A 25,918-nucleotide genomic window follows, 5' to 3' on the forward strand; every position below is an offset into this window, starting at 1 on the left:
CCCTACGGCTCCGACTGAGCCGCCCCACCCCCACACGCTCCTCGCCCGCCCCCTCAAGCAGCCGTCCGCTGACGCGGTATCACCGGCCATGCCCCCTCTACCACCGCGTCCGGCTTCGTGCGGCGCAGGTACTCCTGGAGACTCGCGGACTGGCGGGCCGCCGCGTCGACCTGGAGGCGGTGGAGGTCGGCGGGGGGCAGGGTGCCGAGGGTGGGGTGGTGGGCGCCGAGGCTGCGGGCGAGGAGCGTGGCCGCGAGGGCGTCGGAGCGGGCGTCGTGGGCTGCGTCGAGGCGGACGCCGTAGTGGGCGCACAGGGCGGCCAGGACGCGGCTGCCCCGGCGGTAGCGGTCGGCGTGCTTGTCGAGGACCAGCGGGTCGATCACCGGGGCCGGTTCCGTGCCGAGCAGTTCGGCGAGTGCGGGCAGGCCGTGGCGGCGGCACTCGCGGTCGAGGAGCGAGAGGTCGTAGCGGGCGTTCATCACCACGAGCGGAGTGCCCGCGCGCAGTCCGGCGGCCAGCGCCTCGGTGATCTCGGCGACCGCGCCCCGGGCGGGGACGCCGTCGGCGCGGGCGCGTGCGGTGGGGATGCCGTGGATCGCGGTGGCCTCGGCGGGGATCTCGACGCCCGGGTCGAGCAGCCACGTACGGGTGTGCGCGACCGCTCCCGAGGCGTCGAGGCGTATCACCGCCGCGGTGACGATGCGGTCGTGCTCGACGTCGGTGCCCGTGGTCTCCAGGTCGAAACCGGTCAGCGGCCCCTCGTACCAGGTCATATGTGTCTCCCTCGGCAGGTTCGGCGACGTGTCCCCCCGTCCGGGCGCCGCGTGGTTCCCACCCTCGCACGCGCCTGTGACAGTGCCCCCGTACCCCGGTTCGCCCTCTCCGACGACCCCTCAGGACACCGGCCGGGCGTCCGTCCACGCGGTCTCGAACTCCTCGCGGTACGTCTCGAAGAGACCACCCTCGCCTCCGGCGGCCCCGCGCACGAGGCGCCCGCCGCCCCGGAGCACCAGGACGGGGGACTCCATGCCCCGTGCCCGGCGCAGGTACGGCTGGACGACGGCGACGCCGTCCGCCGTATCGCCGTCGACGAGGTAGGCGTTGGAGCGGGGGGTCTCGTCGGTGACCTGTATCTCGAAGGCGCCGGGGTCGCGCAGCCGGGCCCGTACGCGCCGCATGTGGAGGATGTTCATCTCGACGCTGCGGCTCATCTCGCCGCGTTTGAGGCCGAGTTCGCGTTCGCGGCGCTTGACGGCGCTGCTCGCGGGGTTGAGGAAGAGGAGCCGGGTGCGGCAGCCCTCCTCGGCGAGGCGGACGAGGCGGCGTCCGGAGAAGTTCTGCACGAGGAGGTTGAGGCCGATGCCCATCGCGTCGAGCCTGCGGGCCCGGGCGAAGAGGTCCTCGGCGGGGAACTGCCGCAGGAGGCGGACGCGGTCGGCGTGGACGGCGACGACGTCCGCGTACCGGTCGCCGACGAGGTCCTCGACGGCGTCGACGGGGAGGCGGCGGGAGGAGGGGATGCCGGTCCCGGCCGAGAGCATGTCGAGGAGCCGGCCCGAGGCGCGTTCGGCCTGGGCGAGGACGCTCGGGTTGAGGGCGCGGTTGCGCGAGACGACGTTGCGCGCGACCTCCAGTTCGTCGAGTGCCAGCTCGACGTCCCTGCGGTCGTCGAAGTACGGCTCGAAGCAGGGCCAGTGGCTCACCATCAGTTCGCGGAGCTGGGGCAGCGTCAGGAAGCTGAGCACGTTGTCGTCGGCGGGGTCGAGGAGGTAGCCCTTGCGGCGGCTGACCTCGCGCACCGCGATGGCGCGCTGCACCCACTCCTGCCCGGCGGGCCCGGCGGCGGCCGTGACCCAGTCCTCGCCGTGCACCGGTACGTAGACGGGGCGCAGTACGGCGGCGACGACGGCGCGCAGCCGTTGTTCGACGAGATTGAGCCACACGTAGACGCGGCCCGCGCGCTGGGCCCTGGTGCGGACCTCTTCCCACTCCTTGGGGCCCCAGTCCAGCTCGGGGCCTATCTGCGGGGAGACGTCCACGGTGCCCGTGAGCGGGGCCGGCGGGGGCGGGCTGTCCGCCGTGGAGCCCTCCGCGCCGCCGCCTTCGCCAGGTGGCAGCTCCAGACCTCCCGACACCCGCACACCGCCCCTTCGTCCCACTTCCGCGACGCTTGTCGCCCCTGTTCAACGATCAAGGAAGACTACTCCGGACGGGGGCCCGGGTGCAGCCGGAGGCCATGGCTCCCCTTCCCCTCGCGCGCCCCCCGAAACGGTCCCGGCGCGGGTGCGGACGCGGCGTGGACGGGGGGCGGAGGCGGGGTGAGCGGGGCGGGGAGGGCTGGTGGTGATCACCGGGCCGGCGGTGTACAGGCCGGGGCGGGTCCACGCGGTCCGGGGCGGGGCCGCACCGAATGCGCCATGTTCGCTCGTCAGGCTGAATTTTTTGCGCGGGTCTTGACGCCTTTCCCATGGTCGGGTCACTGCGGCGCCCGCTGTCGCGGCCCGCCTCCGTTCGTACGTCGGTGTGGTAGCGGCCCCGGCGGGACAGAAGTCCTACGGGAGTGGCCCCTCTTCCGGGAGACTCGGGCCCATGGTGGCCCTTCCCCCGGGCCGGAAACGGAAGAGTCGAGTTCATGCAGCTCTGGCCAGGTGAGGCATATCCGCTCGGTGCCACGTACGACGGCGCCGGGACGAACTTCGCGGTCTTCTCGGAGGCCGCCGACCGTATCGAGCTGTGCCTGCTCCACGACGACGGCTCGGAGAGCGCGGTGGAACTGCGCGAGTCCGACGCCTTCGTCCGGCACGCGTATCTGCCCGGGGTGATGCCGGGGCAGCGTTACGGCTTCCGCGTGCACGGACCGTACGAGCCCGCGCGCGGGCAGCGGTGCAACGCGGCGAAGCTCCTCCTCGACCCGTACGCGAAGGCGATCAGCGGGTCGATCGACTGGGGCGAGGCGGTGTACGGGTACCACTTCGGCGCGCCCGACAAGCGCAACGACCTGGACTCCGCCCCGTACACGATGGCCTCCGTCGTCGTGAACCCGTACTTCGACTGGGGCGACGACCGCCCGCCGCGCACCGACTACCACCGCACGGTCCTCTACGAGGCGCACGTCAAGGGGCTGACGATGCGCCACCCCGACCTGCCCGACGAGCTGCGCGGCACGTACGCGGCGCTCGCGCACCCCGCGATCATCGGGCACCTGACCGAGCTGGGCGTGACCGCGCTCGAACTCATGCCGGTGCACCAGTTCGTCAACGACCACCGGCTCGCGGACGCGGGGCTCGCGAACTACTGGGGTTACAACACGATCGGTTTCTTCGCCCCGCACAACACGTACGCCTCGTGGGGCGACCGGGGCCAGCAGGTCCTGGAGTTCAAGTCGGCGGTGCGGGCGCTGCACGAGGCGGGCATCGAGGTGATCCTCGACGTGGTCTACAACCACACCGCCGAGGGCAACCACCTCGGGCCCACGCTCTCCTTCCGGGGCCTCGACAACGCCTCGTACTACCGGCTCACCGAGGACCCGAAGTACTACATGGACACGACGGGCACGGGGAACTCGCTGCTCATGCGGTCCCCGCACGTCCTCCAGATGATCATGGACTCGTTGCGGTACTGGGTCACGGACATGCACGTGGACGGGTTCCGCTTCGACCTCGCGGCGACGCTCGCGCGGCAGTTCCACGAGGTGGACCGGCTCTCGTCCTTCTTCGACCTCGTGCAGCAGGACCCGGTGGTCAGCCAGGTGAAGCTCATCGCGGAGCCGTGGGATGTCGGCGAGGGCGGGTACCAGGTGGGGAACTTCCCGCCGATGTGGACGGAGTGGAACGGCAAGTACCGCGACACGGTGCGCGACCTGTGGCGCGGGGAACAGCGCACGCTCGCCGAGTTCGCCGGACGCCTGACCGGCTCCTCGGACCTCTACCAGGACGACGGGCGCCGCCCGCTCGCCTCGATCAACTTCGTGACGTGCCACGACGGCTTCACGCTGCGCGACCTGGTCTCGTACAACGAGAAGCACAACGAGGCGAACGGCGAGGACAACAGGGACGGCGAGAGCCACAACCGCTCGTGGAACTGCGGCGCCGAGGGCGAGAGCGACGATCCGGGGGTCAACGAGCTGCGGGGCCGCCAGATGCGGAACTTCCTCGCGACGCTCATGCTCTCGCAGGGCGTGCCGATGCTGAGCCACGGCGACGAGTTCGGGCGCACGCAGAGCGGCAACAACAACGCGTACTGCCAGGACAACGAGCTGGCGTGGGTGAAGTGGCCGGAGGACGAGGGCGAGGAGACGGCCCTCGCCGCGTTCACGCGCGCGATGGTGTGGCTGCGCCGCGACCACCCGGTCTTCCGGCGTCGCCGCTTCTTCCACGGCCGCCCCGTCGAGGGCACGCACGACGAGCTGTCCGACATCGCGTGGTTCACGCCGGAGGGCGGCGAGATGACGCGGGCCGACTGGGACGGGGCGACGGCGAGCGCGATGACCGTCTTCCTCAACGGCAACGCGATCTCGGAGCCGGGTCCGCGCGGCGAGCGCATCCAGGACGACTCGTTCCTCCTCATGTTCAACGCCTCGCCGCAGAACCTGGAGTTCGTCATCCCCGTCAACCACGGCAAGGAGTGGCAGGTCGTCGTCGACACCTCTCGCGCGGACGGCCTCCCGCCGGGCACGGGCGTCAAGGCGGGCGCGGGCCAGCGGATCGAGCTGAGGGACCGCAGCATGGTGGTGCTCCAGCGGCCCGCGTGAGGCACGGGCGGAGTACGGGGGCGGGGCGGCGGGGGAACGGGCACGGGGCGACCGGTATCGCGCGGCGCCCCGCCCCCTGCCCCGCCGTCCCTGTCAGCCGTCCCGCACCCCACCGCCACGGCCGTCCACCGGGCTCCCGCCCGTTCCGTTCACCCGTGCGGTTCATCCGTCCGCGCGTCCCCATGACACACTCGCCCGCCACGTGGGTACACAACCCCCCATGACCTCCGACTCGCCCCCCGCCCCCGAAGCGGTCTTCGCCCCGCCCACCGCGACCTACCGGCTCCAGCTCACGCCCGGCCGCGGCTTCGCGGACGCGGCGGAACTGGTCCCCTACCTCGCCTCGCTCGGCGTCTCGCACCTGCACCTCTCGCCCGTCCTGGAGGCCGTGCCGGGCTCGGAGCACGGCTACGACGTGACCGACCCGACCCGGGTACGCGAGGAGCTGGGCGGCCGGGCGGGGCTGCTCGCGCTCGCCGCGACGGCCCGCGAGCACGGGCTCGGTCTCGTGCTCGACCTCGTGCCCAACCACATGGCCGCCTCGCCCCGGCACACGCGCGCGCTGTGGCACGTCCTGCGCGAGGGGCCGCGGTCGCCGTACGCGCGCTGGTTCGACCTGGACTGGGAGGGCGGCGGCGGACGGCTCCTGCTCCCGGTCCTCGGCGGCCGGCTCGCGGACGTGCGGGACCAACTGACCGTGGTGGACGGCGAGCTGCGCTACCACGAGCACGCCTTCCCGCTGCGGGAGGGGACCGAGCACCTGCCGCTCGACGAACTGCTCGACGCGCAGTGGTACCGGCTCGCGTGGTGGCGCCTGGCCCGTACCGAGCTGAACTACCGCCGTTTCTTCACCATTTCGGAGCTGATCGGGGTGCGGCAGGAGGACCCGGAGGTCTTCTCCGCCACCCACGGCCTCGTCCTCGATCTCATGGCGGCGGGAGCCGTGCAGGGCCTGCGCGTCGACCACCCGGACGGGCTCGCCGACCCCGGCGGCTATCTGCGGCTCCTCGGGGAGCGCGCGGCACAGGCCGTGCCCGGCGGGCACTGGACCGTCGTCGAGAAGATCCTCGCGGACGGCGAGGCGCTGCCCGAGGGCTGGCCGGTCTCGGGCACCACGGGGTACGACGCGCTGCGCCACATCGACGGCGTGTTCACCGACCCGGCGGGGCACGGCGAACTCCTCACGCGCTACCGGGCCTTCGCCGCGCCCGCCGAGGCCCGCGGCGGCGACTGGGAGGCGACGGCACGCGCCGCCGCGTACCGCGTCGTGACGCACGACCTCGCCGCCGAGGTCGAGACGCTCGTGCGGTACGCGGCGCGCATCGCGCGCGAGGACGTCGCGCTGCGGGACCACGCGCCGTGGGCGCTGCGCACCGCGCTGCGCGAACTCCTCGTGCGCGTCCCCGTCTACCGCCCCTACCCGGCGCGCGACGCGGGCGCCGCGCCCGAGGAGGTGCTCTCGGTGCGGGCCGCCGAGGAGGCGTCGGCGGTCTTCGCGGTGCCCGAGGAGGCGGAGACGGTGGCGCTGGTACGGGAGCTGGCGCTCGGCGGGCGCGGTGACGGTCCCGCGTACGAGGCGTTCCGGGCCCGGTTCGCGCAGACCGCGTCGGCGCTGCGCGCGAAGTCCGTCGAGGACCTGTCCTTCTACCGGTACGTGCCGCTGCTCTCGGTGAACGAGGTGGGCGGCGACCCGGGCGCGCCCGCGCTCTCGCCGGACGTCTTCCACGCGTACTGCGGGCGCGTGCAGCGCGACTGGCCGCTGACGGGCACGGTGCTCTCGACGCACGACACGAAGCGCAGCGCGGACGTGCGCGCGGCGCTCGCGGTGCTGAGCGAGGTGCCCGAGCGCTGGGGGGCGTTCCTCGCGGAGGCCGCCGACGTCTGCCCGGCGCCCGATCCGCATCTCGGCTGGGCGGCCTGGCAGCTCGCCTTCGGATTCGGGACCGCCGACGCGGAGCGGCTCGGCGGGGCCCTGCTCAAGCACGTGCGGGAGGCGGGGCTGCGCACGTCGTGGACGGAGCAGGACGGCGCGTACGAGGAGGAGGTGCGGCGCTTCGTCGCGGCGGGGCCGTGCGGGCCGCTCGGCGGCCGGCTCGCCGAGCTGCGCGCCGAACTCGCCCCGTACATCCGGGCGAACGTCCTCGGCGGCGCGCTCCTGCACCTGACGATGCCGGGCGTCCCGGACGTCTACCAGGGCACGGAGACGGAGTCGCGGACGCTCGTGGACCCCGACAACAGGCGGACGCCGCCGGATGTGTGGGAGGCGCTGCGGGCGCTCGACGAGGGCCGCGCGCCGCGCGATCTGCCCGAGGAGAAGCTCGCCCTGACCGCCGCCGCGCTGCGGCTGCGCCGCGCGCGCCCCGAGTGCTTCGGCGAGGACGCGGCGTACGCGCCGCTGCCCGCGAGCGGTCCCGCGGCGTCCCACTGCCTCGCCTTCGTCCGCTCGGACCGCGTCCTCACCGCCGTCACGCGGCTCTCGGCGCGGCTCGCGGAGCGGGGTGGCTGGAACGGGACGGTCCTGACACTGCCGCCGGGCCGCTGGCGCGAGGCGGCCGGGGAACGCTCCTACGAGGGCGGAGTCGCCTGCGCGGAGCTGTTCGCCGGGCGCCCTGTCGCCCTCCTCGTGCGTACCGGCTGACCGTCATTTCCCGCCAGTCCCGTCCCCTCTCGTTGACGCCCCGGGCCGGGACTCCCTACGGTCTGGACCACCGCCGCCCCGGCGACCCGGAACCCCGGTGCCCACACCCCGGCGCCCCGGCGTCCCGGGGGCGGCGGTACCCGAGTGCCCCGGCGCCTCTCCGCCGTGGCCGCTTGCGGGGGCTGTCCCGGTACGTCTCCTCGGCGCGCGCGCCCGCTCGGTCGCCGACCTCGCCGAGCCCCGGCGGATGGTCACCCGGGGTGCGTCGGCCGTCATGACGCGGCACCTGGCCGTGGACGAGGCGATCGCGGTCTTCGGCCTGCTGAGGTGTCCGGCCCGGCGCGCACCTCGGCGGAGTGTCAGTGGTGGCTCCTAGCATCTCGGCCATGACGAGAACGGCGCAGACGTACACCTATCTCCGGCCCTCCGCCGTGCACCGCGCGGCAGAGGGCCGGAGCATCGGTCTGGAGACCTCCGGCGGTGCCACCCCGGCCGGGCAGGAAGCCCACCCGCGGTTCTTCAGCGGCTTCCTGACCGACCCCCAGGCCGCTGCCGCGGGACTGCTGTGCGTGGCGGACATAGCCGCCGCCCGCTACTACCAGCCGAAGCTCGACCACTGGCGCGACCCGGTCGTCACCGGGAACGGGGACCGGCTGAGGTTCGAGTCGTTCTCCGCTTGTTGCGGGGTGTACGCGCGGCTCGACATGCTGGGTGCCGCCCTCGACGGCGGCGACATAGGGTACGGCACGACCAACGTCGACGTGAACATCCCGCTGCGGGATGCCCTGATGCGGGTGGGCGCGGGCGATCCGCTGCGTCTGGAGGTCGGGCCCGACGAGATGACCGTCACCACCTTCGACGGGCCGGTGGTGGAGAAGAAGGTGCCGCTGCCCGAACGCTGGCTGCGCGGCTTCGCCGAGACCCAGGTGATGGCCTCCGGCTTCGACCTGCGGGCCGAACTCCCCGCAGCCGAGGCCGTGCGTTTCCTCCGCGCGCTGCCCCGCCCCAGCAGCACCCGCGGCGCCTCCAAGGGAGCGCGCTGGGTCGTCCCGGCGGGCCGCTCGCTGCGCGCCACCACCCGGCCGGTGCCCGGCGCGGTGTGCCTGCCCGGGCCCGAGCGGCTGACCGCGCTGGCCCGCGTGCTGCGGCACGCGACGGGGCTGCGGATCCACGGCCCGGCCGTCACGGCGGACAGCCGCCCGGTGGCGAGCGCGTGGGAGATCGGGCTCCCCGGGATGCGGCTGACCCTCACCCTGTCCCCGGACACGACACGGGGCTTCTCCGGCGAGGGCGGCGTCCTCGACGCCCTGGCGGCGGACGAGTCGGCCGAGGACGCCGACCTGGTGTCCGTGCTGCTCGCCTGGGACCCCGTCGTCGACATCTCCGACCTCGCCGCGCAGTCAGGGCTGACCCCGCAGCGAGTGCGAGCCGCGCTCACCCGCCTCGGCACGGCCGGGCGTATCGGCTACGACACGGCGGAGGCGGCGTACTTCCACCGGGAGCTGCCGTACGAGGCCGGACGGGCCGAGCGGGACAACCCCCGGCTGCGCGCGGCCCGTGCCCTCGTCGACGTGGGCGCGGTGCGCCTCGACGGCGAGACGGCCACCGTCACCGTCGAGGACCACAGCCACCGGGTACGGTCCGCCGGAGGGCGGCTGACCTGCACCTGCCGCTGGTGGGCCGAATACCGCGGCGGACGCGGCCCGTGCAAGCACGCCCTCGCCGTCCGTATCGCCCGCCGCGCGGCCGCGCCCCGTACGACCACCGCCCAGGACAAGGCCGACGCCCCGACCGGAGTCACCCGATGACCTTCACCCACGACTTCCCCGACTACCGGATACCCGACGGGACCGCGGCAGGCATCCGCGTGCTGCTGGACGCGGTGCGCGAGGGCCGCGTCGAGGACGTCCCCAAGCTGGTCGGCCCCCTGACCGACGCCGAACGGCGGAAAGCGCTGCCGGTGCTCAAGCAGTGGCGCAAGGACACCCCGGAACTCTGGCGGGACGAGGGGCACTTGCTGGTGCGCCAGGGCCTGCTGCTCGCAGGGACAGGGTGCTGCACCAGCGCGGCGGCGGCGGTCCAGTGGATCACGAGCCGCGATCTGTGGTGGGCCGGGCACGGGAATCCCCAGGCGGTCGTCGGCGTGCTGAGCGACCGCGCCCCCGAGTGGCTGGCCGAGGTGGCGCGCCGGCTGGCGGAGCGCCGCACCGTCGGCGGGTGGGAGTACGGGCTGATCAAGCGGCTGTCGCTGAGCGCCGGCTGCGAGCCGCCGACGACGGACGGCTTCATCCTCGGCTGGGAGAGGGACATCCCGGAACGGGGCAAGACGATCAAGGAGATGCTGAGGGACGATCCGTTCCTGCAAGCGGCCGTCCCCCGGCTCTTCGAGGTGGACGAGGCCGGGTCGACCTTCCAGTACTGCTGGGACTCCGACCCCGGGTGGCCCGACGCGCTCGCCGCGCTCTCCCGGGAAGGACTGCTCAGCCGCGAGATGCTGGTCGAAGGCTGTCTGTCGCGGCTGCTGCGCGGGGGCCGGCTCAGCATTGTGAAGGGCTTCCTCGCCCTGCTGACCGCCCTGGACCTGACCGCCGACGAGCGGGCGGCCCAGACCCTCACCTGGGTACGGATGCTCTCCGGCGGGCACTCGCTGGCGGCCACCCGTGCCCAGGAGACGCTGGCCGAACTCGACGCGGCGGGCCAACTGGAGACCGAGCACCTCATCGAGGCGTCCAGGGCCGCCCTGTTCCGGTCCGAGAAGAAGATCGTGCGCGCCCAGCTCTCCATGCTCGACAAGGCGATCAAGCGCGACCCGTCCGTGACGGACGAGCTGCTGCCGGTGGCCGTCGAAGCCTTCGCCCAGGAGGAGCACAGCCTCCAGGACAAGGCCCTCGCCCTGGCCGTCCGCCACCGCAAGCACGCCGGCGACGCCGTCCTCGCCGAACTGGCGGCGAGCACCCGGCTGCTCCCCTCCGACCTGCGTGAACGCGCGGTCGCGGCGTTCGGCGGCGCGGTGGCCGCCGAGGAGGCCGAGCCGTCGCCCGCCGAAGGGGGCGACGTCCTGCCGCCTGTGCCGGACCCCGAGCGCCTGGATCCCGCGCCGCTCGCCCCTGCCGAGCTCGCCGAGGAGGTCGTCGCGCTGCTGCGCGGCAAGGGCACCCCGGCGCAGGAGGAGCGGGCGCTGAACAGCCTCGTGGTCCACGCTCACGCCGACCTGGCGGGACTCCGCGCGGCCCTGGAACCGGTCGTCGCGGCGCACCGGGAGCCCGCCGCGTGGCTGAGCGAGAACGTCTTCGCGCAAGCGCTCGAAGCCGTCGTCATGTTCGTCATGGGGGAGACCGCGGCGGAGAAGGCGCGCACCCTCCGCGTCCAGTCCGGCCTGGGCGCCCTCCGTTTCCGGTTCCAGGAGTACCAGTGCCCGCACACGGCGATCTGGTCCGTCTGCCTCAGCCGCGCGGCCGAGATCGGGGCGCGGCTGGAGCTCGGAGACCCTTTGCCGTTCCTGCTGGCCACGCCCACCTGGACGACGGGGACCATCGACCCGGCGGAGCTGGCGGCCCGGCTCGCCGCGTACGAGGACTCGGGCACCGAGCCCGGTCCGGCGGACCTCGACCAAGCGCTGCTGCGGCTGGACCGTGAGGTGCCGCTCGAAGCGCGGGCCGCGGCGGAGCGGCTCACCTCCCCGGCGGGGCGGCGGCTGGCCACCTGGCTCGCCTCGGGGGGCCTGCCCGATCCCGCCCTCTCCCGGGAAACCGAGCGGGTGAGGCTCAGGACCCCCCGTCCCGGTGTGCTGGTGCGCACCGAGGCCCTACCCGGGCACGAGGACTACGCCGAGCCGTTCCGCTCGCTGCTCGGCGCGCACGACCCCATCGGCGCTCCGTGCACGTGCGGCGGCGAGGGGCAGTGCTCCCCGCAGGCCCTGGCCGTCCTGCCCCAGCACCGGGAGATCATCGCGGCGCGGATGCTGTCGGCCTTCTCGTCCTTTGCCGACTTCGACCACATCGGTCAGGGTGTGTCCGTGCTGCCCGCGCTGGCCGAGTCGGGGGGCCCGGCCGGGCCCGCGACCCATCTGATGGTGGCGTACGGGCTCGGGGCGCGGCGCGCCGAGGAGCGGCTGTTCGCGGTGGACGCGATGCTCGTGCTGGCTGCTCGCGGACTGCTCGACGCGGAAGGGCTCGGCCGGGACATCGCCGAGCTGACCGGCCTGCGCCGCCTCGTACTGAAGCGGGTCGTGGCAGCGCTGCGGGAAGTGGCGCACACCGGTGCGTACGCCACGGTGTGGGCGGTGCTCTCGGGCGCCCTTCCCGGGCTCCTGGCAGGAGAACCGGCACCCGCCGCCGGCGCTCTGCTCACGCTCGCGGCCGACTGCGCGGAGCGGTCCGGGGCCCGTGGCGCGATACCGGAGATCGACGAACTGGCGGCGCGCAAGGGGTCATCGCAGCTGATCAAGCAGGCGTCGCGGCTCAGGGCGGCGCTGAACCGCGACGCCTGAGTGAGGGGGGTGGGGACCGGATCGGGGGGTTCCGCGGGGTCTCGCACGAGGAGGTGCGGCGGTTGCCGGCTGGGCTTGTCCTGCGGTTCCTCCACGTCGCCAGCCGCCCACCGGGGGCCGACGGAGACCCGGCGCCGGTGCTCGTTCCGCTGTCCCTCACCCCCCGTGCCCACCCCGCTCACGAGCCCCGCCTCGGCTTGACCTTGTCGCTACGACAAGGTTTCTACTGGCCTCATGCGTATCGGAGAGCTGGCCGCCGTGGCCGGGGTGAGTACCCGGGCCGTCCGCCACTACCACCGGATCGGCCTGCTGCCCGAGCCGGCCAGGCAGCCCAACGGCTACCGCGAGTACGGCCTGCGGGACGCCGCCGAGCTGGCCCGGGTGCGGCGGCTGACGGCGCTGGGCCTGAGCCTCGACGAGGTGCGGGACGTGCTCGCCGACGACGCGGGCAAGGACCTCGCGGAGATCCTCGCCGAGCTGGACGCCGACCTCGCGCGCCAGGAGGAGGCGATCAAGGGGCGCCGCGCCCGGCTGCGGGATCTCCTCGCGCAGGCGGACGCGGACGGCGGTCTGCCGCCCGAGACCCCCGTCTCGCCCGCGCTCGCCGCGCTCTTCGCCGACTTCGACCGCGCCACCGCGCACCTGCCGGGCCCCGAGCCCGAATCGGTCGCGCTCGACCGCCGCCTCCTCGCCCTGCTCGACACCTCCGCCGCCGCCTCGGGCGACTGGCTCGGCCCGCTCGCCGGGGCCTTCACCACCGACCCGGAGACCACCCGCCGCGTGTACGCGCTGTACGCGCGCCTCGACGAGCTGGCGAGTGCCGCGCCCGACGACCCGCGTGTCGAGGAGACGGCCAGGGACCTGGTCGCCCTCCTTCCCGCGCGCCTCCCCGTCGCGGACCCCCCGGCCACCGGCGACTTCCTGGACGCCGTCTGCGCTGGCTCTCCCCCCGCCCAGGCGGCGGTGCTGCGCCGCGTGATCAGCCTCCTGAAGGAGCGCACGCCGTGAGACGGTCCCCTCTCCCCCGCCCCGTGCGCCGCCTCGTGGGTCACGAACTCACGCTGTGGCGCGGCCTCGTGCGCTGGGTGGGCCGCCGCGGCCCGGACGGCGTCGGCGGGGACGACCTCGCCGCCCCGTACGCGCCCGCGCAGGCCGCGATGATGTACGGCCTGCTCTTCGTCGCCGTCGCCGAGACGGTCGCGCTCGCGGTCGTCATCCCCTGGCCGTGGCTCCACGCGCTGACGCTCGTCGTGGACCTGTGGGGTTGCTGGTACGTCCTCGCCCTGCACGCCTCGTGCGTGGTGCGCCAGCACGTCCTGAGGTCGGACGGCTCGCTGCGCCTGCGCTACGGGCCGCTCCTCGACATCACGGTCCCGGCCTCCCACGTCGCGACTCTCCGCGCGGACCGCGCGTTCCCCGACGCGCGCCTCGGCGCGGTGGGCCCCTCGGGCATGGCGGACCTCCCGGTCGGCGGGATGACGACGCTGACCGTGGAACTGACCGAACCCCTCGCCTTCACCCGCCCCTTGGGGAGGCCCGCCGAGGCCCGTGCCTTCCGCTTCCACGCGGAGAACGCGGTGGAGGTGGCACGGGCCTGGCGCCGGATACGGGAGTCGGCCGAGCCGGGTCCGTGAGTGAGCGGGCGGGCGGGCCTTCCGGCCGTCGCCCCGCGCCTCGCTCGGGCGTACCGCCCGGCCCCTGCGGTGCCCCCGCGCCAAGGTCACGCTCTCGCGATCCGCCCGGGCCCACGGGCGCCGCGCTCCCCCGTCCCGCCCGGCCGCCCCGTCCCGCCCGGCCGCCGCGCGAGGCCCGGCCGCCGCCGCCCGCCCGCCCCGCCGTCTCAGTCCTCGGCGTGCTTCTCGTCCGCCCTCTGCTTCTCGGCGAGCTTCTCCACGAAGTCCTGCGCCTTGTCGACACCCGTGTCGATCTTCTCGCTGTACTTGCCGTCCGTGCGGGCGTCGATGAAGTCGCCGGCCTTCTCCAGGCCGCCCGCGATCTTCTCGCTGTGCTCCCCGGCCAGTTCCTCGGCCTTCTCCTTGAAGTTCTTCAGATTGTCGAACAGACCTGGCATTCCGGGCTCCTTGTCGTCTCCGCGATCGGCTCCCGCGCTCGGCTCGCGCGAGGACCGTGATCATCCCACGGTCCCGTCCCCATCCTCCCCCGCGAGCACCTCCTCCATCCGCCTCGCCGCCGCCACGACCAGGGGGACGGCGCGCTCCGCGACGGACCGCCGGTGGGTGATCACGTTGATGGCCGCCGGGTCGGCGGGCTCGGGGACGCGCACGGGGGCGGCGACGCCGATCGTGCCGGGCGTGACCTCCTCGTGGGTGATCGCCCAGCCACGCGCGCGGACCTCGGCGACGCGCAGCGGTTCGCCGGGCAGCGGCTCCCCCGCCGAGAGCAGCGCGAGCCCCGCCGAGCCGCGGTCGAGCGGGTCGCGGTTGCCGACGCCGTACGAGAACCGCGGCCCCGGGCCCGGGGGTTCGACGACGGCGACGGCGACGGCGTGCGCGCCGTCGGGGACCACGAGGCAGGCGGTGGCGCCGAGTTCGACGGCGAGGTCACGCAGCACCGGCATCGCGAGGTCGACGAGCGGCGGGCGTGCGCGCTGCGCGAGCGTGTAGAAGGCGACGCCGACGCGGTAGCGCCCGGCGGCGTCGCGCGCGGCGAAGTGGCTGCGGGTCAGCGCGGTGAGCAGCCGGTACGCGATCGAGCGGTGCACCCCGAGCGCGGCGGCGACCTCGGAGGCGCGCAGCCCGTGCGGCGCCTCGGCGAGCATCCGCAGCACGCCGAGCCCGCGCTCCAGCGTCTGCGCCCCGTCCGCCCGGCGCGCGGGCACGCCCTCCCGCCCCGCGTCCGCCTCACGCGCCGTCATCCGGCCCCCTCGCCCGCCTCTTTCGGCCCTGACCCTTGACGGGGCCCGGCCCGGCTCCGCACAGTGTTGCAACATTCAATCCCGCGCGTCTCGATAATCGCAACACCTCGGTGCGACACCGCGCCGTCCCGCACGACCCGCACCGCATTGCCGCCCCGTCCGGGTGACACCACGGCGACCCTGCGCGCCAGGAGGGGGAAGCCTGCTCGTACGACCGCACGCCTTGCTCGTACGACCGCACGAGCCGCACCGGCAGAGCGCCCGCACCCGGGCGAGAGGAGACCCCGTGCCCCACTACCGCGCCCTCGGCGACATTCCCCCCAAGCGCCACACCCAGCACCGCACCCCCGAAGGGGGCCTGTACTACGAGGAGCTGATGGGTGAGGAGGGTTTCTCGTCCGACTCCTCGCTCCTCTACCACCGCCACCTCCCCTCCGCGATCACCGATTCGACGGTCTGGGAGCTGCCCGACCAGCGCACCGTCCCCAACCACCCGCTCCTGCCGCGGCACTTCGCCCTGCACGGCCTCGTCAAGGGCGAGCGCTGGCGGGACGCGGACGTCGTGACGGGGCGGCGGCTCGTGCTCGGCAACGGCGACGTGCGGATCTCGTACGCGGTGGCGGGCGCCCCCTCGCCGCTGTACCGCAACGGGCTCGGCGACGAGTGCGTGTACGTCGAGTCGGGCCGCGCGGTCGTCGAGACCGTCTTCGGACCGCTCACCGCGCGCGCCGGGGACTACGTGGTGCTGCCGCGCGCGACGACGCACCGCTGGCTGCCCGAGGGGGACGAGCCGCTGCGCGTCTACTGCGTCGAGGCCAACAGCCACATCGCGCCGCCCTCGCGCTACCTCTCGCGGTACGGGCAGCTCCTCGAACACGCTCCGTACTGCGAGCGCGATCTGCACGGACCGACGGAACTGGCCGAGGGCCGGGGGCAGGACGTCGAGATCCTGGTGAAGCACCGGGGTGCGGGCGGGGAGGTCGTCGGGACGCGCTTCACGCAGGCCGAGCACCCCTTCGACGTCGTCGGCTGGGACGGCTGCCTGTACCCGTACACCTTCAACGTCGCCGACTTCGAGCCGATCACCGGCCGGGTCCACCAGCCGCCGCCCGTGCACCAGGTCTTCGAGGGGAACAACTTCGTCATCTGCAACTTCGTGCCGCGCAAGGTGGACTACCACCCGTTGTCCATCCCGGTGCCGTACTACCACTCGAACGTGGACAGCGACGAGGTGATGTTCTACTGCGGCGGCGACTACGAGGCGCGCAAGGGCTCGGGGATCGGGCAGGGCTCGGTCTCGCTGCACCCGGGCGGGCACAGCCACGGGCCGCAGCCGGGCGCGTACGAGCGCTCGATCGGCGTGGAGTCCTTCGACGAACTCGCCGTCATGGTCGACACCTTCCGGCCCCTCGAACTGGGGGAGGGCGGGCGCGCGAGCGACGACGGGACGTACGCGTGGACCTGGGCGGGGCGGGGGCCGCGGTCGTGACCGTGCCCGCAGCGCTGCTCGCCGCGCTCGTCGACGACGCGGGACTCTTCCCGCCGACCGCGCTCCCGATGGACCGCGCGCTCGCCCGCCACCGCGCCGATCTCGCCGCGGGCCACCCGCTGCTCACGCACCGCTTCCTCGTGCCGGCGAGCCGCCTCGCCGAGCTGCGGGAATGCCTGGAGCCGGGCGACTCACTCGCGCTCGGGCTCATCGCGGACCGGGGCGCGGCGGGCCTCGCCGCCGACCGCGCGGCGATCGCCGCCGATCCGCGGCTGCGGCTCGCACTCGTCGAGGTGCCGCTCGCCGCGTTCCCCGGCGGGCTGCGCGAGGCACTGGACGCGCTGCCGGGTGACGTGCCGGTGTTCGCGGAACCCGCGGAGCGCGCCGCCCATGAACCGCTGCTCTCCGCGCTGGGCGCGCTCGAACGGCCCGTCGGCGCCAAGCTGCGCTGCGGCGGTGTCCGCGCGGAGCTGTTCCCGACGGCGCCGGAGGTCGCCGCCTGGATCGTGGCCTGTGCCCGCGCGCGCGTACCCTTCAAGGCGACGGCGGGGCTGCACGAGGCGGTGCGGCACACCGCCCCCGCGACCGGTTTCCGCCACCACGGCTACCTCAACCTGCTGCTCGCCACCGCTGCCGCTGCCGGGGGTGCGACCACGGGCGAGGTGACCGCGGTCCTGGAGACCGAGGACGCGCAGCGGCTCGCCCGGCGCGCGCACGCGCTCGGTGACGCGGGCGCCCGCGCCTCGCGCCGGCTGCTCGTCTCGTACGGCTCGTGCAGCACCTCGACCCCGCTGCGGCAGGCAGCGGACCTGTTCGGCGTCCCCGACACGTACCAGGAGATCCCCGTATGACCGCCGCCACCTGGGCCGATGTGCCCGCGGGCTCCCCCTTCCCGCTCCAGAACCTCCCCTACGGCGTGTTCACGCCCGCCGGGGACACGCGGGCGCGCGTCGGTGTCGCGATCGGCGCACATGTCCTCGACGTCGCCGCGGTGCTCGGGGACGACACCTTCGCGCACGGCGCGCTCAACCCCTTCCTCGCGCAGGGCCGCGCCCGCTGGACGGCGGTGCGTGCCGAGCTGACCGCGCTCCTCACCGACTCCCGCCACCGCGCGGCCGTGGCGCCGCACCTGCACCCGCTCGACGCGGTGACGCTCCACCTCCCCTTCGAGGTCGCCGACTACGTCGACTTCTACGCCTCCGAGCACCACGCGGCGAACGTGGGCCGCATGTTCCGGCCCGGCGCCGAACCGCTCACGCCGCAGTGGAAGCACCTCCCGATCGGCTACCACGGGCGTGCGGGCACGGTCGTCGCCTCGGGCACGCCCGTCGTCCGGCCGTGCGGCCAGAAGAAGCCGGACGCCGCGGGCGGGCCGCCCGGATTCGGGCCCTCGGCGCGGCTCGACATCGAGGCCGAGGTGGGCTTCGTCGTCGGTACGGGTTCGACGCTCGGCACGCCGGTCGGCACCGACGCCTTCGCGGAGCACGTCTTCGGCCTGTGCCTCGTCAACGACTGGTCGGCGCGCGACATCCAGGCGTGGGAGTACGTGCCGCTCGGACCCTTCCTCGCCAAGTCCTTCGCGACGTCCGTGTCTCCGTGGGTCGTGCCCCTGGAGGCTCTGGAAGCGGCGCGTGTGAGGCCCCCGGAGCGGGCCCACGCCTTGCGCCCGTACCTGCGCGAGACGGAGGACTGGGGTCTGGACCTGCGCCTGGAGGTCCGCCTGAACGGGCAGCCCGTCTCGCGGCCCCCCTTCTCGGCGATGTACTGGACGGGGGCGCAGATGCTGGCCCATATGACGGTCAACGGCGCCTCGTTGCGCACCGGGGACCTCTACGCCTCGGGCACGGTGAGCGGTCCTGAGCCCGGGGAGCGGGGCTGCCTCATGGAGCTGACGTGGGGCGGCGAGGAACCGCTGAAGCTCGCGGACGGCACGAGCCGCGCGTTCCTGGAGGACGGCGACGAGGTGACGCTCACGGCGACGGCCCCGGGGGCCGAGGGCACGGTGATCGGCTTCGGCGAAGTGACCGGGAAGATCCTGCCCGCGGTGACCGACTAGCGATCGCGAGCGTCCGCATAACGGACAGTCGTGGCGGAACCGGAGTGCTCGCTTCCGGTGTTTTCCTCGCGTTTCCGTACCGGAGGCGGAGATTTCGCCAAGAATGAGTGGTGCGCGCCTGCAATTTGACCTGATCGCGACCTGCGGAATCTTGACGCGACATCTCGCCACTTGGAATCGTCGGCAGCAGCGCCGCCCGCATCGCACGGCCGCCCTGAACTGCTCGACTCACACGCGAGGTTGTCGCTTTATGCCCGGCGCACCGCTCACTCCGGCTTCGACCACCGGCGCCATCCCGTCAGTTGGCACCAGTGTCGTACGCCGGAGCTGTCGCGCACCAATCATTTTCTGACCTGGCCCTTCGCACGTCCCCTCCGAGCACGCGCGAACCGTCACCCGGTCACCCCACCCGACCACGCCCCGGGCCCCCGCGTCCGGGGCGTGCGCCGAAGCGCTCTTACGAAAGGCCGGCTAGCAGTGCTGCGTTACATCGCCCGCAAAGCAGTCGGCTGGTTTTTGATGATCGTCGTCGCGACCAACCTCACGTATTTCCTCGCCAACGCCTTCCTGAAGCCCGCGTCGAACTACACCGCTCTGCGACCGCCTCGAACTCCAGCCCAGATCAACCACTCCCTGTCGCTGTACAACCTGAACCCGGACAAACCGCTCATGGACCGGTGGTGGGACTGGATCACGGGGATCGTGGCCCACTGGGACTGGGGCCAGTCGCCGACGGGCGGCAGCGTCAACAGCCAGGTGGCGTACCGGATCATCGTGAGCGGCGAGCTGGTCATCGCCTCGACGGTCCTGGCGGTCGTCATCGGGATCGCCCTCGGCGTCTACACCGCCTCGCGCCAGTACAAAACCGGTGACCGGGTGTGGCAGGGGATCTCGGTGATCTCCTTCAACACGCCGTCCGCCGTGGCCTCGCTCGGCGTCGTGGCCCTCGCCATCACGCTCAACGAGCAACTCGGCAGCACCCTGCTGCCCGTCGCCGGGGCGCAGGACCCGGATGTCTCGGGTTTCTTCGACACCCTCGGCTCGCGCGCGGTGCACGCGATCCTGCCGACGATCTCGCTGACGTTCATCTCGTACGCGAGCTACCACCTGTTGCAGCGGTCCCTGCTCCTGGACAACATCAACTCCGACTACGTGCGCACCGCGCGGTCCAAGGGGCTGACGAGGAAGCAGGCCATCTACCGTCACGGGCTGCGGACCTCGATCATTCCCGTGGCCACGCAGGTCGCGTTCGCGATGCCTGCGCTCTTCACGGGCGCGGTGATCACCGAGACGGTCTTCGCCTGGCACGGGATGGGTGAGTACTTCAGCAGGACGATCAGCACGAACGACGTGCACGGCGTGGTCGCCGTCGCCGCGTTCGGCGCGCTCATGACGGCTGTCGGCGCGATCCTCTCCGACCTCGTCATCGTGGCTCTCGACCCCAGGATCAGGGTGAGCTGACATGGCCATCAACATGCCGGGCGTCGGTCCCGACGCCGAAGCGGCCCGTACCGGCGAGACCGCCGCGCCCGAGCCCCGCCGGGCGGGCACGAGCGGCAAGCGCATCTCGCCGTTCAAGCTCTACGCGCGGCGATTCGCCCGTAACAAGGGCGCGCTCATCGGGCTCGTCCTCTTCGTCCTCCTCGCCCTCTTCGCGGTCTTCGGCCGGTTCCTGACGCACTGGAACTACACCGAGGCGGACTTCGCGGCGCTCAAGGTCTCCCCGGGCGAGGCAGGTCATCTGCTGGGCACGAACAGCGCGGGCAACGACACCTACGCCCAGCTCGTGCACGGCCTCGGCCGCTCGATGATCATCGCCGTGGTCGTCTCGCTCCTGACGACCGTCATCGCGGGCCTCTTCGGCACCACCGCCGCGTACTTCGGCGGCAAAGTCGAGCGGGTCATGCTCGCCGTGGTGCACTTCCTGCTCGTGCTGCCCTCCTTCCTGATCATCGCGCTGGTCGGCACGCACTACCGGGGCGACTGGAAGGTCCTCGTCGTCGTCCTCACCATCTTCGGGTGGATGCTCACGGCGCGCGTGATCTGGTCCCTCGCGACCTCGCTGCGCGAGCGGGAGTACGTGATGGCGGCGCGCTTCATGGGCGTCAGCCCGATGCGCACCATCGTCCGCCACCTCGTCCCCAACATCGGCTCGCTGCTCATCGTGACGTTCACGCTCGGGGTGGCCTCGACCGTGCAGTCCGAGACAGCCCTGTCCTTCATCGGATTCGGCGTCAAGCAGCCCGACGTGTCGCTCGGCGCGATGCTCGCCGACGGGCAGGGCACCCTGTCCACCGCTCCCTGGCTGTTCTACATGCCCGCCCTGCTCGTGGTGCTGCTCACCGTCGCGATGGCGCTCATCGGGGACGGCCTGCGGGACGCCCTCGACCCCACCTCGCAGTCCGGAGGCCGCGCATGACCGAGCAGAGCATCCTCACAGAACCCACGGACACGCGGCAACCGCTGCTGTCCGTGCGGGACCTGCGGGTGAGCTTCCCCTCGGAGGCGGGCCGCGTGGACGCCGTGCGCGGCGTCTCCTTCGACCTGCACCGGGGCCGGACGCTCGGCATCGTGGGCGAATCCGGTTCGGGCAAGTCCGTGACCTCGATGGCCGTCATGGGACTGCTCCCCGAGTACGCCTCGGTCACGGGCGAGGTCGCGCTCGACGGGCAGAACGTCCTCGCGCTCGACGACCGGGCCATGTCGAAGGTGCGCGGCAAGCACATCGGCATGATCTTCCAGGACCCGCTGTCCTCGCTGACGCCGATCTTCAGCATCGGCGCGCAGATCGTCGAGGCGCTCCAGATCCACCAGGACATCTCCTCGGCCGCCGCCTGGAAGCGGGCCGTCGAACTCCTCGACCTGGTCGGCATCCCCAACCCGCAGCGGCGCGCCAAGGGGTTCCCGCACGAGTTCTCCGGCGGGATGCGGCAGCGCGCCGTGATCGCCATGGCGATCGCGAACGACCCGGACCTGATCATCGCCGACGAACCCACGACGGCGCTCGACGTGACCGTGCAGGCCCAGATCCTCGACGTGCTGAAGACGGCCCAGCGCGAGACCGGGGCCGCGGTCATCATGATCACGCACGACCTGGGGGTCGTGGCGGGCTCCGCCGACGACGTCATGGTCATGTACGCGGGCAAGCCGGTCGAACGCGCCGGGGTGGACGAGTTGTTCGCGCGTCCCCGGATGCCGTACACCATCGGCCTGATGGGCGCGATACCCCGTCTGGACGACCGCGCCAGGGACGCCCTGACGCCCGTTCCCGGAACGCCACCGCTCCTGGTGGACCTCCCGGACGCGTGCCCCTTCGCCGCGCGGTGCCCGGTGGCGGCGGACGCGTGCCGGGCGGCGGAGCCGGAGCTGCTGGCGATCGGTGCCCAACCGGCGAGCGGTGACCAGCCGGCGAGCGGTGGCCAACCGGCGAGCGGTGACCGGCCGACGATCGGCGGCGAAGCAGGCGGCGGCAAGGCGAGCGGCTCCGCCGCCGTTCAGCCCCCTGCCGTTCGGGCCCCAGCCGGTGAGGCCCCCTCCGTCGAGACCCCCGGAGCCGTGCACTCCGTGGCCTGCCGTCGTGCCGGGGAGATCAGCGACGGCACCATCGATGGTGAGCCCGTCTTCCCCGTCCCGGCCGTACGGGAGCCCGAGGCCGCCGCCGTGCCGCGCGAGGAGCGCCCGAAGGTACTGGAACTCTCCGGGCTGACCAAGACCTTCCCGCTCACCAAGGGCGGTCTGCTCAAGCGGAAGGTCGGCACCGTCTTCGCCGTCAACGGCATCGACCTCGACATCCGCGAGGGCGAGACCCTCGGCCTCGTGGGCGAGTCGGGGTGCGGCAAGACGACGACGCTCCTGGAGATCATGGGGCTCAAGCCGCCGGAGCGCGGCAGCATCTCCGTCGCGGGCAAGAACGCCGCGGACCTGCGGAGCAAGCGGGAGATCGGCGCGGTCCGCCGCGAGATGCAGATGGTCTTCCAGGACCCGATGGGCGCCCTGGACCCCCGTATGACGGTCTTCGACATCCTCGCCGAGCCGCTGCGCGCGGTCGGCGGGCACGGCAAGGACGACCTGAGCCGCCAGATCGGGGAGCTCATGGAGCTGGTGGGCCTCGACCCCGAGCACCGTGACCGCTTCCCCGCGGCCTTCTCGGGCGGTCAGCGCCAGCGCATCGGCATCGCGCGGGCGCTCGCCACGAAGCCCAAGCTGCTCGTGCTCGACGAGCCGGTCTCGGCGCTCGACGTCTCGGTGCAGGCGGGCGTCATCAATCTGCTCAACGACCTGAAGGCCGAACTGGGGCTCTCGTACCTCTTCGTGGCCCACGACCTGTCGGTGGTGCGCCACATCTCCGACCGCGTCGCGGTCATGTACCTGGGACGGATCGTCGAGACCGGGGACATCGACGCGGTCTTCGACCACCCCAGCCATCCGTACACCAAGGCGCTCCTCTCCGCGATCCCGCTGCCCGACCCGGTCGCCGAGCGGAGCCGGGAGCGCGTCCTGCTCAAGGGCGACCTTCCGAGCCCGACCGACGACAGCCCCGGCTGCCGCTTCGTCAGCAGGTGCCCGCTGCACCTGACGCTGCCGGAGTCGCGCAAGCGGCAGTGCCTGGACATCACCCCGGAACTGACGGAACGGGCCACCCCGGACCACTCCTCCGCGTGCCACTTCGCGGACATGACACCGGCGGACCTGACCACGTCCGCCGACGTACCCACCGAAAGGCAGTCATGAGAAAGCTCGTTCTGAGCGCGGTGGCCTTCGCCGCCACCGCTTCGCTCGTCCTCTCCGGTTGCGGGAGTGACAGCGACAGCGACTCCGACGGCAAGAAGGACGAGAAGGGCGCCACCAGCGAGTCCGGCGTGCTGACGTCGTACAACCCGCAGCCCGCGAGCAACATCCAGCAGGGCGGCAAGATGACGCTGCCGGTCGCGGAGATCCCCGACCAGCTCAACACCCTGCACGGCAACTCGACGGTGTACGGCTCGCGGATCTCGTGGTTCTACATGCCGCAGCTGTCCTTCAACGACCCGAAGGGCAACATCACCTTCAACAAGGACTATCTGACCGACGTCAAGGAGGCGACGGTCGGCGGCAAGACCCAGGTCACGTACGACATCAACCCGAAGGCCAAGTGGAACGACGGCCAGGACATGGACTGGACCATGTTCCGGGACACCTGGAAGGCGCTCAGCGGCAAGGACAAGGACTTCGTCGTCAGCTCCAGCGACGGCTACTCCAGCATCGCCTCGGTCAAGAAGGGCAAGGACGAGAAGGAAGCGATCGTCACCTTCACAGGTAAGTTCGTGTACTGGAAGTCGCTCTTCTACAACCCGCTCAACCCGCACATCGCCAAGGCCGACGCCTTCAACAAGGCGTACCTGGGCAAGCCGCACCCCGAGTGGGGCGCGGGGCCGTACGCGCTCACGAAGTTCGACGCCAAGGGCGGCACGATCACCTACAAGCCCAACCCCAAGTGGTGGGGCGCCAAGGCGAAGCTGGACCAGCTCACCTACGTGCAGATGGAGGACAGCGCCAGCATCAACGCCTTCAAGAACGGGCAGATCGACGCCGTCGAGGTCCGTGAGGGCGAGGCGCTCAACCAGGTGAAGGGTGTCAAGGGCACCGAGGTGCGCCGCGGCACCGACACCACGAACAACATCCTCATGTTCAACAGCACCTCGCCCGTGCTGAAGGACGTCGCCGTCCGCAAGGCCCTCATGGAGGGCATCGACCGCGCGCAGTACGCGAAGATCGCCTTCCAGGGCATGGGCTACACCGAGGACCTGCCGGGCTCGATCAACCTCTACTCCTTCCAGAAGGGGTACAAGGACGTCTTCGGCAGCCTCGTCAAGTTCGACCCGGAGCAGGCGAAGAAGGACCTCGACGCGGCCGGCTGGAAGGCCGGTCCGGACGGGGTGCGGGAGAAGGGCGGCAAGAAGCTGGAGGTCAGCTTCCCGACCGTCAGCGACCGGGCCACCATCAAGGCGAGGGCCACCGCGCTGGCCCAGATGATGAAGAACATCGGTGTGAAGCTGAACATCGACGCGCGTCCGTCGGCGGACTTCAACAAGATCATCACCGACCGTTCCTTCGACATCTTCGGCCTGGGCTTCACCTCCAGCGACCCGAACGGGATGCTCTACATCTGCCAGGTGTACTGCTCCGACTCGCAGCTCAACCTCTCCCGCTCCGTGCCGAAGAGCATGGACAAGGAGATCCAGGCCGTCACCAACCTGCCGACGCTGGACGAGCAGCTGAAGACCGGTGAAGAGGTCGAGAAGAAGGCCATGGAGACGTACGGCATCATGCCGACGCACAACGGTCCCACGATCTGGGCCGTCAAGAAGGGCCTCACCAACTACGGTGCCGGCCAGTTCTTCGGCAACTACGGGGTCATCGGCCCGCCCGAGCTGATCGGCTGGCAGAAGAAGTAACTCCGAAGCGGCACCGGCGGGGACGGTCGGCGTCCGCGCCGCGGGCCCCGCCGTACTCCCCGTGCGGCGGGGCCGCGCCGCGTCCTCATCCGCCGAGCCGCACCAGCAGCCGCCTCGGCCCCCGCACCCGCACCCCGACCGCTCGCGGCGCGAACCCGGGCGCCAGCGCGAGCCCCCGCATCCCGAGCAGCGGCGGCAGCCCGTACCGCGCCGTCAGCAGCCCGAGACCCGGCCAGGGGTGGGCGGGCACCGGGGGGCGCCCCGCCCGGTAGGGGTCCCAGCGCCCCGGGTGCGGGTACGCGGCCGGGTCCCACCCCGCGGCGCCGAGCAGACACAGCACCCGCTCCCCTGCCGCCACCGCCCCGCCGGGCAGCCGAACGGGGTCGTGCGCGCGCAGCACCAGGTACGGCGCGGGGGGATCGTGCCGGAGCGTCTCGGCCCACACCGCGTCGATGAGCGCGGGCTCGTCCCGTACCGCCGTGAGCTGAGCGGGGCGCGTGAGGAGCGCGCCGAGGAGGGAGGCGAGCGCGTAGGCGGTGGCGCGCTCGGCGCCCCGCGCCCGTACCGCGAGCGCGTCCGGCAGCGGCAGCGGTGCGGGGCCCCCGGCCCGGCACCAGCGGCGCAACGCCTCGGTGCGGCGGTACGGGAGGCCGAGCGCGGCGCCGAGCGCGACGGCCGGCAGCCAGTCGCAGAACTCCGGCACGAGGTCGGCGCCCGCGCGCGAGCCCAGCCGCCCCGCGAGGACGTGCCCGGCCCGCGCGACGACCCCGGCCACGTGCGGCGGCGGCGCGTCGGCGGAGGCGAGCATCATCCCCGCGACGGGCCCTGCCGCCGCCCCTTCAGCGCGCCCCGCCCCCTCGGCTCGCCCCTCCCCCGCGACGAGTCCCGCCCCGTCGACCAGTCCCGGCACGTCCCCCGTCCCCGCGTCCGCCACGAGCCCCGGTTCGGCGAGCGCCGCGCGTACGTCCGCGTCGCGGCCCACGAGCCAGATCCCGTCACCGCCACCCGCCGTGCCCGGGACCCGCACGGGCCCCGGCTCGCGGTGCAGGAGCCGGTAGTAGGGGGCGGGGTCGCGTGCGACGCGGGCGGCGAGCGAGGCGAGGGCCGGGACGTGACTGCGCGGAAGGCGCCCCGGGGCGGCCACGGGCCCGAGGCCCCCGCCCGCCCCTTCCCCGCCGCTCCAGGCT

The 25,918-nt window shown here is 73.0% G+C and carries 18 protein-coding genes; 13 read left to right on the forward strand and 5 right to left on the reverse strand.

Features of this window, described 5'->3' with window-relative positions:
- Nucleotides 1–53 precede the first annotated feature (53 nt).
- Both IF99_RS0125880 and IF99_RS0125885 read right to left on the reverse strand, forming a co-directional pair.
- Complete coding sequence (locus IF99_RS0125880; RefSeq protein ID WP_030999937.1) at nt 54–773, reverse strand: 3'-5' exonuclease; 720 nt, start codon at nt 771–773, stop codon at nt 54–56.
- A 120-nt stretch (nt 774–893) separates the two neighbouring features.
- Nucleotides 894–2,135, reverse strand: coding sequence for an SAV2148 family HEPN domain-containing protein (locus IF99_RS0125885; protein WP_037827610.1), 1,242 nt, complete (start codon nt 2,133–2,135; stop codon nt 894–896).
- 497 nt (nt 2,136–2,632) lie between these two features.
- Between IF99_RS0125885 and glgX the strand changes: the two genes are divergently transcribed.
- The 6 genes from glgX (at nt 2,633) to IF99_RS0125915 (ending at nt 13,511) form a co-directional block, all read left to right on the forward strand.
- Nucleotides 2,633–4,750, forward strand: coding sequence for a glycogen debranching protein GlgX (gene glgX / locus IF99_RS0125890; RefSeq protein WP_030999941.1), 2,118 nt, complete (start codon nt 2,633–2,635; stop codon nt 4,748–4,750).
- Nucleotides 4,751–4,970: 220 nt separating this feature from the next.
- Nucleotides 4,971–7,388 (forward strand): malto-oligosyltrehalose synthase, encoded by a 2,418-nt coding sequence (treY, locus tag IF99_RS0125895; protein WP_030999943.1) that lies wholly within the window; start codon nt 4,971–4,973, stop codon nt 7,386–7,388.
- A gap of 386 nt (nt 7,389–7,774) precedes the next feature.
- Nucleotides 7,775–9,196 carry an SWIM zinc finger family protein gene (locus tag IF99_RS0125900; protein WP_030999945.1) on the forward strand — a complete coding sequence of 474 codons (1,422 nt, stop codon included), beginning with the start codon at nt 7,775–7,777 and terminating at the stop codon, nt 9,194–9,196.
- On the forward strand, nt 9,193–11,877 hold the full coding sequence (locus IF99_RS0125905; protein WP_030999946.1) for a DUF6493 family protein: 2,685 nt from the start codon (nt 9,193–9,195) through the stop codon (nt 11,875–11,877). Before IF99_RS0125900 ends, IF99_RS0125905 begins: the two co-directional genes overlap by 4 nt.
- Before the next feature lie 234 nt (nt 11,878–12,111).
- Nucleotides 12,112–12,885, forward strand: a complete 774-nt coding sequence (locus IF99_RS0125910) for a MerR family transcriptional regulator (RefSeq protein ID WP_030999948.1) — start codon at nt 12,112–12,114, stop codon at nt 12,883–12,885.
- Nucleotides 12,882–13,511 (forward strand): hypothetical protein, encoded by a 630-nt coding sequence (locus tag IF99_RS0125915; protein WP_234340854.1) that lies wholly within the window; start codon nt 12,882–12,884, stop codon nt 13,509–13,511. The genes IF99_RS0125910 and IF99_RS0125915 overlap by 4 nt, the downstream gene beginning before the upstream one ends.
- Before the next feature lie 206 nt (nt 13,512–13,717).
- Here the strand turns inward: IF99_RS0125915 and IF99_RS0125920 are convergent, their stop codons facing one another.
- Nucleotides 13,718–13,948, reverse strand: coding sequence for an antitoxin (locus IF99_RS0125920; RefSeq protein WP_199806564.1), 231 nt, complete (start codon nt 13,946–13,948; stop codon nt 13,718–13,720).
- Between the two features lie 60 nt (nt 13,949–14,008).
- Nucleotides 14,009–14,752: an IclR family transcriptional regulator gene (locus IF99_RS0125925; protein WP_030999954.1), complete on the reverse strand. Its 744-nt coding sequence runs from the start codon at nt 14,750–14,752 to the stop codon at nt 14,009–14,011.
- Nucleotides 14,753–15,038: 286 nt separating this feature from the next.
- Between IF99_RS0125925 and IF99_RS0125930 the strand changes: the two genes are divergently transcribed.
- From IF99_RS0125930 to IF99_RS0125960, 7 genes are all read left to right on the forward strand, one after another.
- Nucleotides 15,039–16,241, forward strand: a complete 1,203-nt coding sequence (locus IF99_RS0125930; protein WP_030999955.1) for a homogentisate 1,2-dioxygenase — start codon at nt 15,039–15,041, stop codon at nt 16,239–16,241.
- Nucleotides 16,238–17,092, forward strand: coding sequence for a hypothetical protein (locus IF99_RS0125935; RefSeq protein WP_030999957.1), 855 nt, complete (start codon nt 16,238–16,240; stop codon nt 17,090–17,092). The genes IF99_RS0125930 and IF99_RS0125935 overlap by 4 nt, the downstream gene beginning before the upstream one ends.
- Nucleotides 17,089–18,297, forward strand: coding sequence for a fumarylacetoacetase (gene fahA / locus IF99_RS0125940; RefSeq protein ID WP_030999959.1), 1,209 nt, complete (start codon nt 17,089–17,091; stop codon nt 18,295–18,297). The genes IF99_RS0125935 and fahA overlap by 4 nt, the downstream gene beginning before the upstream one ends.
- A 477-nt stretch (nt 18,298–18,774) precedes the next feature.
- Complete coding sequence (locus tag IF99_RS0125945) at nt 18,775–19,758, forward strand: ABC transporter permease (RefSeq protein ID WP_030999961.1); 984 nt, start codon at nt 18,775–18,777, stop codon at nt 19,756–19,758.
- A gap of 1 nt (nt 19,759) precedes the next feature.
- Nucleotides 19,760–20,716 carry an ABC transporter permease gene (locus IF99_RS0125950; RefSeq protein ID WP_030999963.1) on the forward strand — a complete coding sequence of 319 codons (957 nt, stop codon included), beginning with the start codon at nt 19,760–19,762 and terminating at the stop codon, nt 20,714–20,716.
- Entirely contained in the window at nt 20,713–23,028 is a 2,316-nt protein-coding gene (locus IF99_RS0125955) for an ABC transporter ATP-binding protein (protein ID WP_030999965.1), read from the forward strand. Before IF99_RS0125950 ends, IF99_RS0125955 begins: the two co-directional genes overlap by 4 nt.
- Nucleotides 23,025–24,731, forward strand: coding sequence for an ABC transporter family substrate-binding protein (locus tag IF99_RS0125960; RefSeq protein ID WP_030999966.1), 1,707 nt, complete (start codon nt 23,025–23,027; stop codon nt 24,729–24,731). Before IF99_RS0125955 ends, IF99_RS0125960 begins: the two co-directional genes overlap by 4 nt.
- A gap of 85 nt (nt 24,732–24,816) precedes the next feature.
- On the opposite strand, the gene IF99_RS0125965 is transcribed toward IF99_RS0125960, so the two are convergent.
- Nucleotides 24,817–25,918: cytochrome P450 (locus IF99_RS0125965; protein WP_234340855.1), on the reverse strand; the 1,102-nt coding region annotated here is incomplete at its 5' end.

Source organism: Streptomyces sp. NRRL F-5630, assembly GCF_000719475.1.
Classification (GTDB): Bacteria; Actinomycetota; Actinomycetes; order Streptomycetales; family Streptomycetaceae; genus Streptomyces.

Bases quoted from the DNA above. Each gene is read 5' to 3' on its own strand.
- IF99_RS0125880 (WP_030999937.1), bottom strand. From the start codon at position 773: ATGACCTGGTACGAGGGGCCGCTGACCGGTTTCGACCTGGAGACCACG.
- glgX (WP_030999941.1), top strand. From the start codon at position 2,633: ATGCAGCTCTGGCCAGGTGAGGCATATCCGCTCGGTGCCACGTACGAC.
- treY (WP_030999943.1), top strand. From the start codon at position 4,971: ATGACCTCCGACTCGCCCCCCGCCCCCGAAGCGGTCTTCGCCCCGCCC.
- IF99_RS0125900 (WP_030999945.1), top strand. From the start codon at position 7,775: ATGACGAGAACGGCGCAGACGTACACCTATCTCCGGCCCTCCGCCGTG.
- IF99_RS0125905 (WP_030999946.1), top strand. From the start codon at position 9,193: ATGACCTTCACCCACGACTTCCCCGACTACCGGATACCCGACGGGACC.
- IF99_RS0125910 (WP_030999948.1), top strand. From the start codon at position 12,112: ATGCGTATCGGAGAGCTGGCCGCCGTGGCCGGGGTGAGTACCCGGGCC.
- IF99_RS0125920 (WP_199806564.1), bottom strand. From the start codon at position 13,948: ATGCCAGGTCTGTTCGACAATCTGAAGAACTTCAAGGAGAAGGCCGAG.
- IF99_RS0125925 (WP_030999954.1), bottom strand. From the start codon at position 14,752: ATGACGGCGCGTGAGGCGGACGCGGGGCGGGAGGGCGTGCCCGCGCGC.
- fahA (WP_030999959.1), top strand. From the start codon at position 17,089: ATGACCGCCGCCACCTGGGCCGATGTGCCCGCGGGCTCCCCCTTCCCG.
- IF99_RS0125950 (WP_030999963.1), top strand. From the start codon at position 19,760: ATGGCCATCAACATGCCGGGCGTCGGTCCCGACGCCGAAGCGGCCCGT.
- IF99_RS0125955 (WP_030999965.1), top strand. From the start codon at position 20,713: ATGACCGAGCAGAGCATCCTCACAGAACCCACGGACACGCGGCAACCG.
- IF99_RS0125960 (WP_030999966.1), top strand. From the start codon at position 23,025: ATGAGAAAGCTCGTTCTGAGCGCGGTGGCCTTCGCCGCCACCGCTTCG.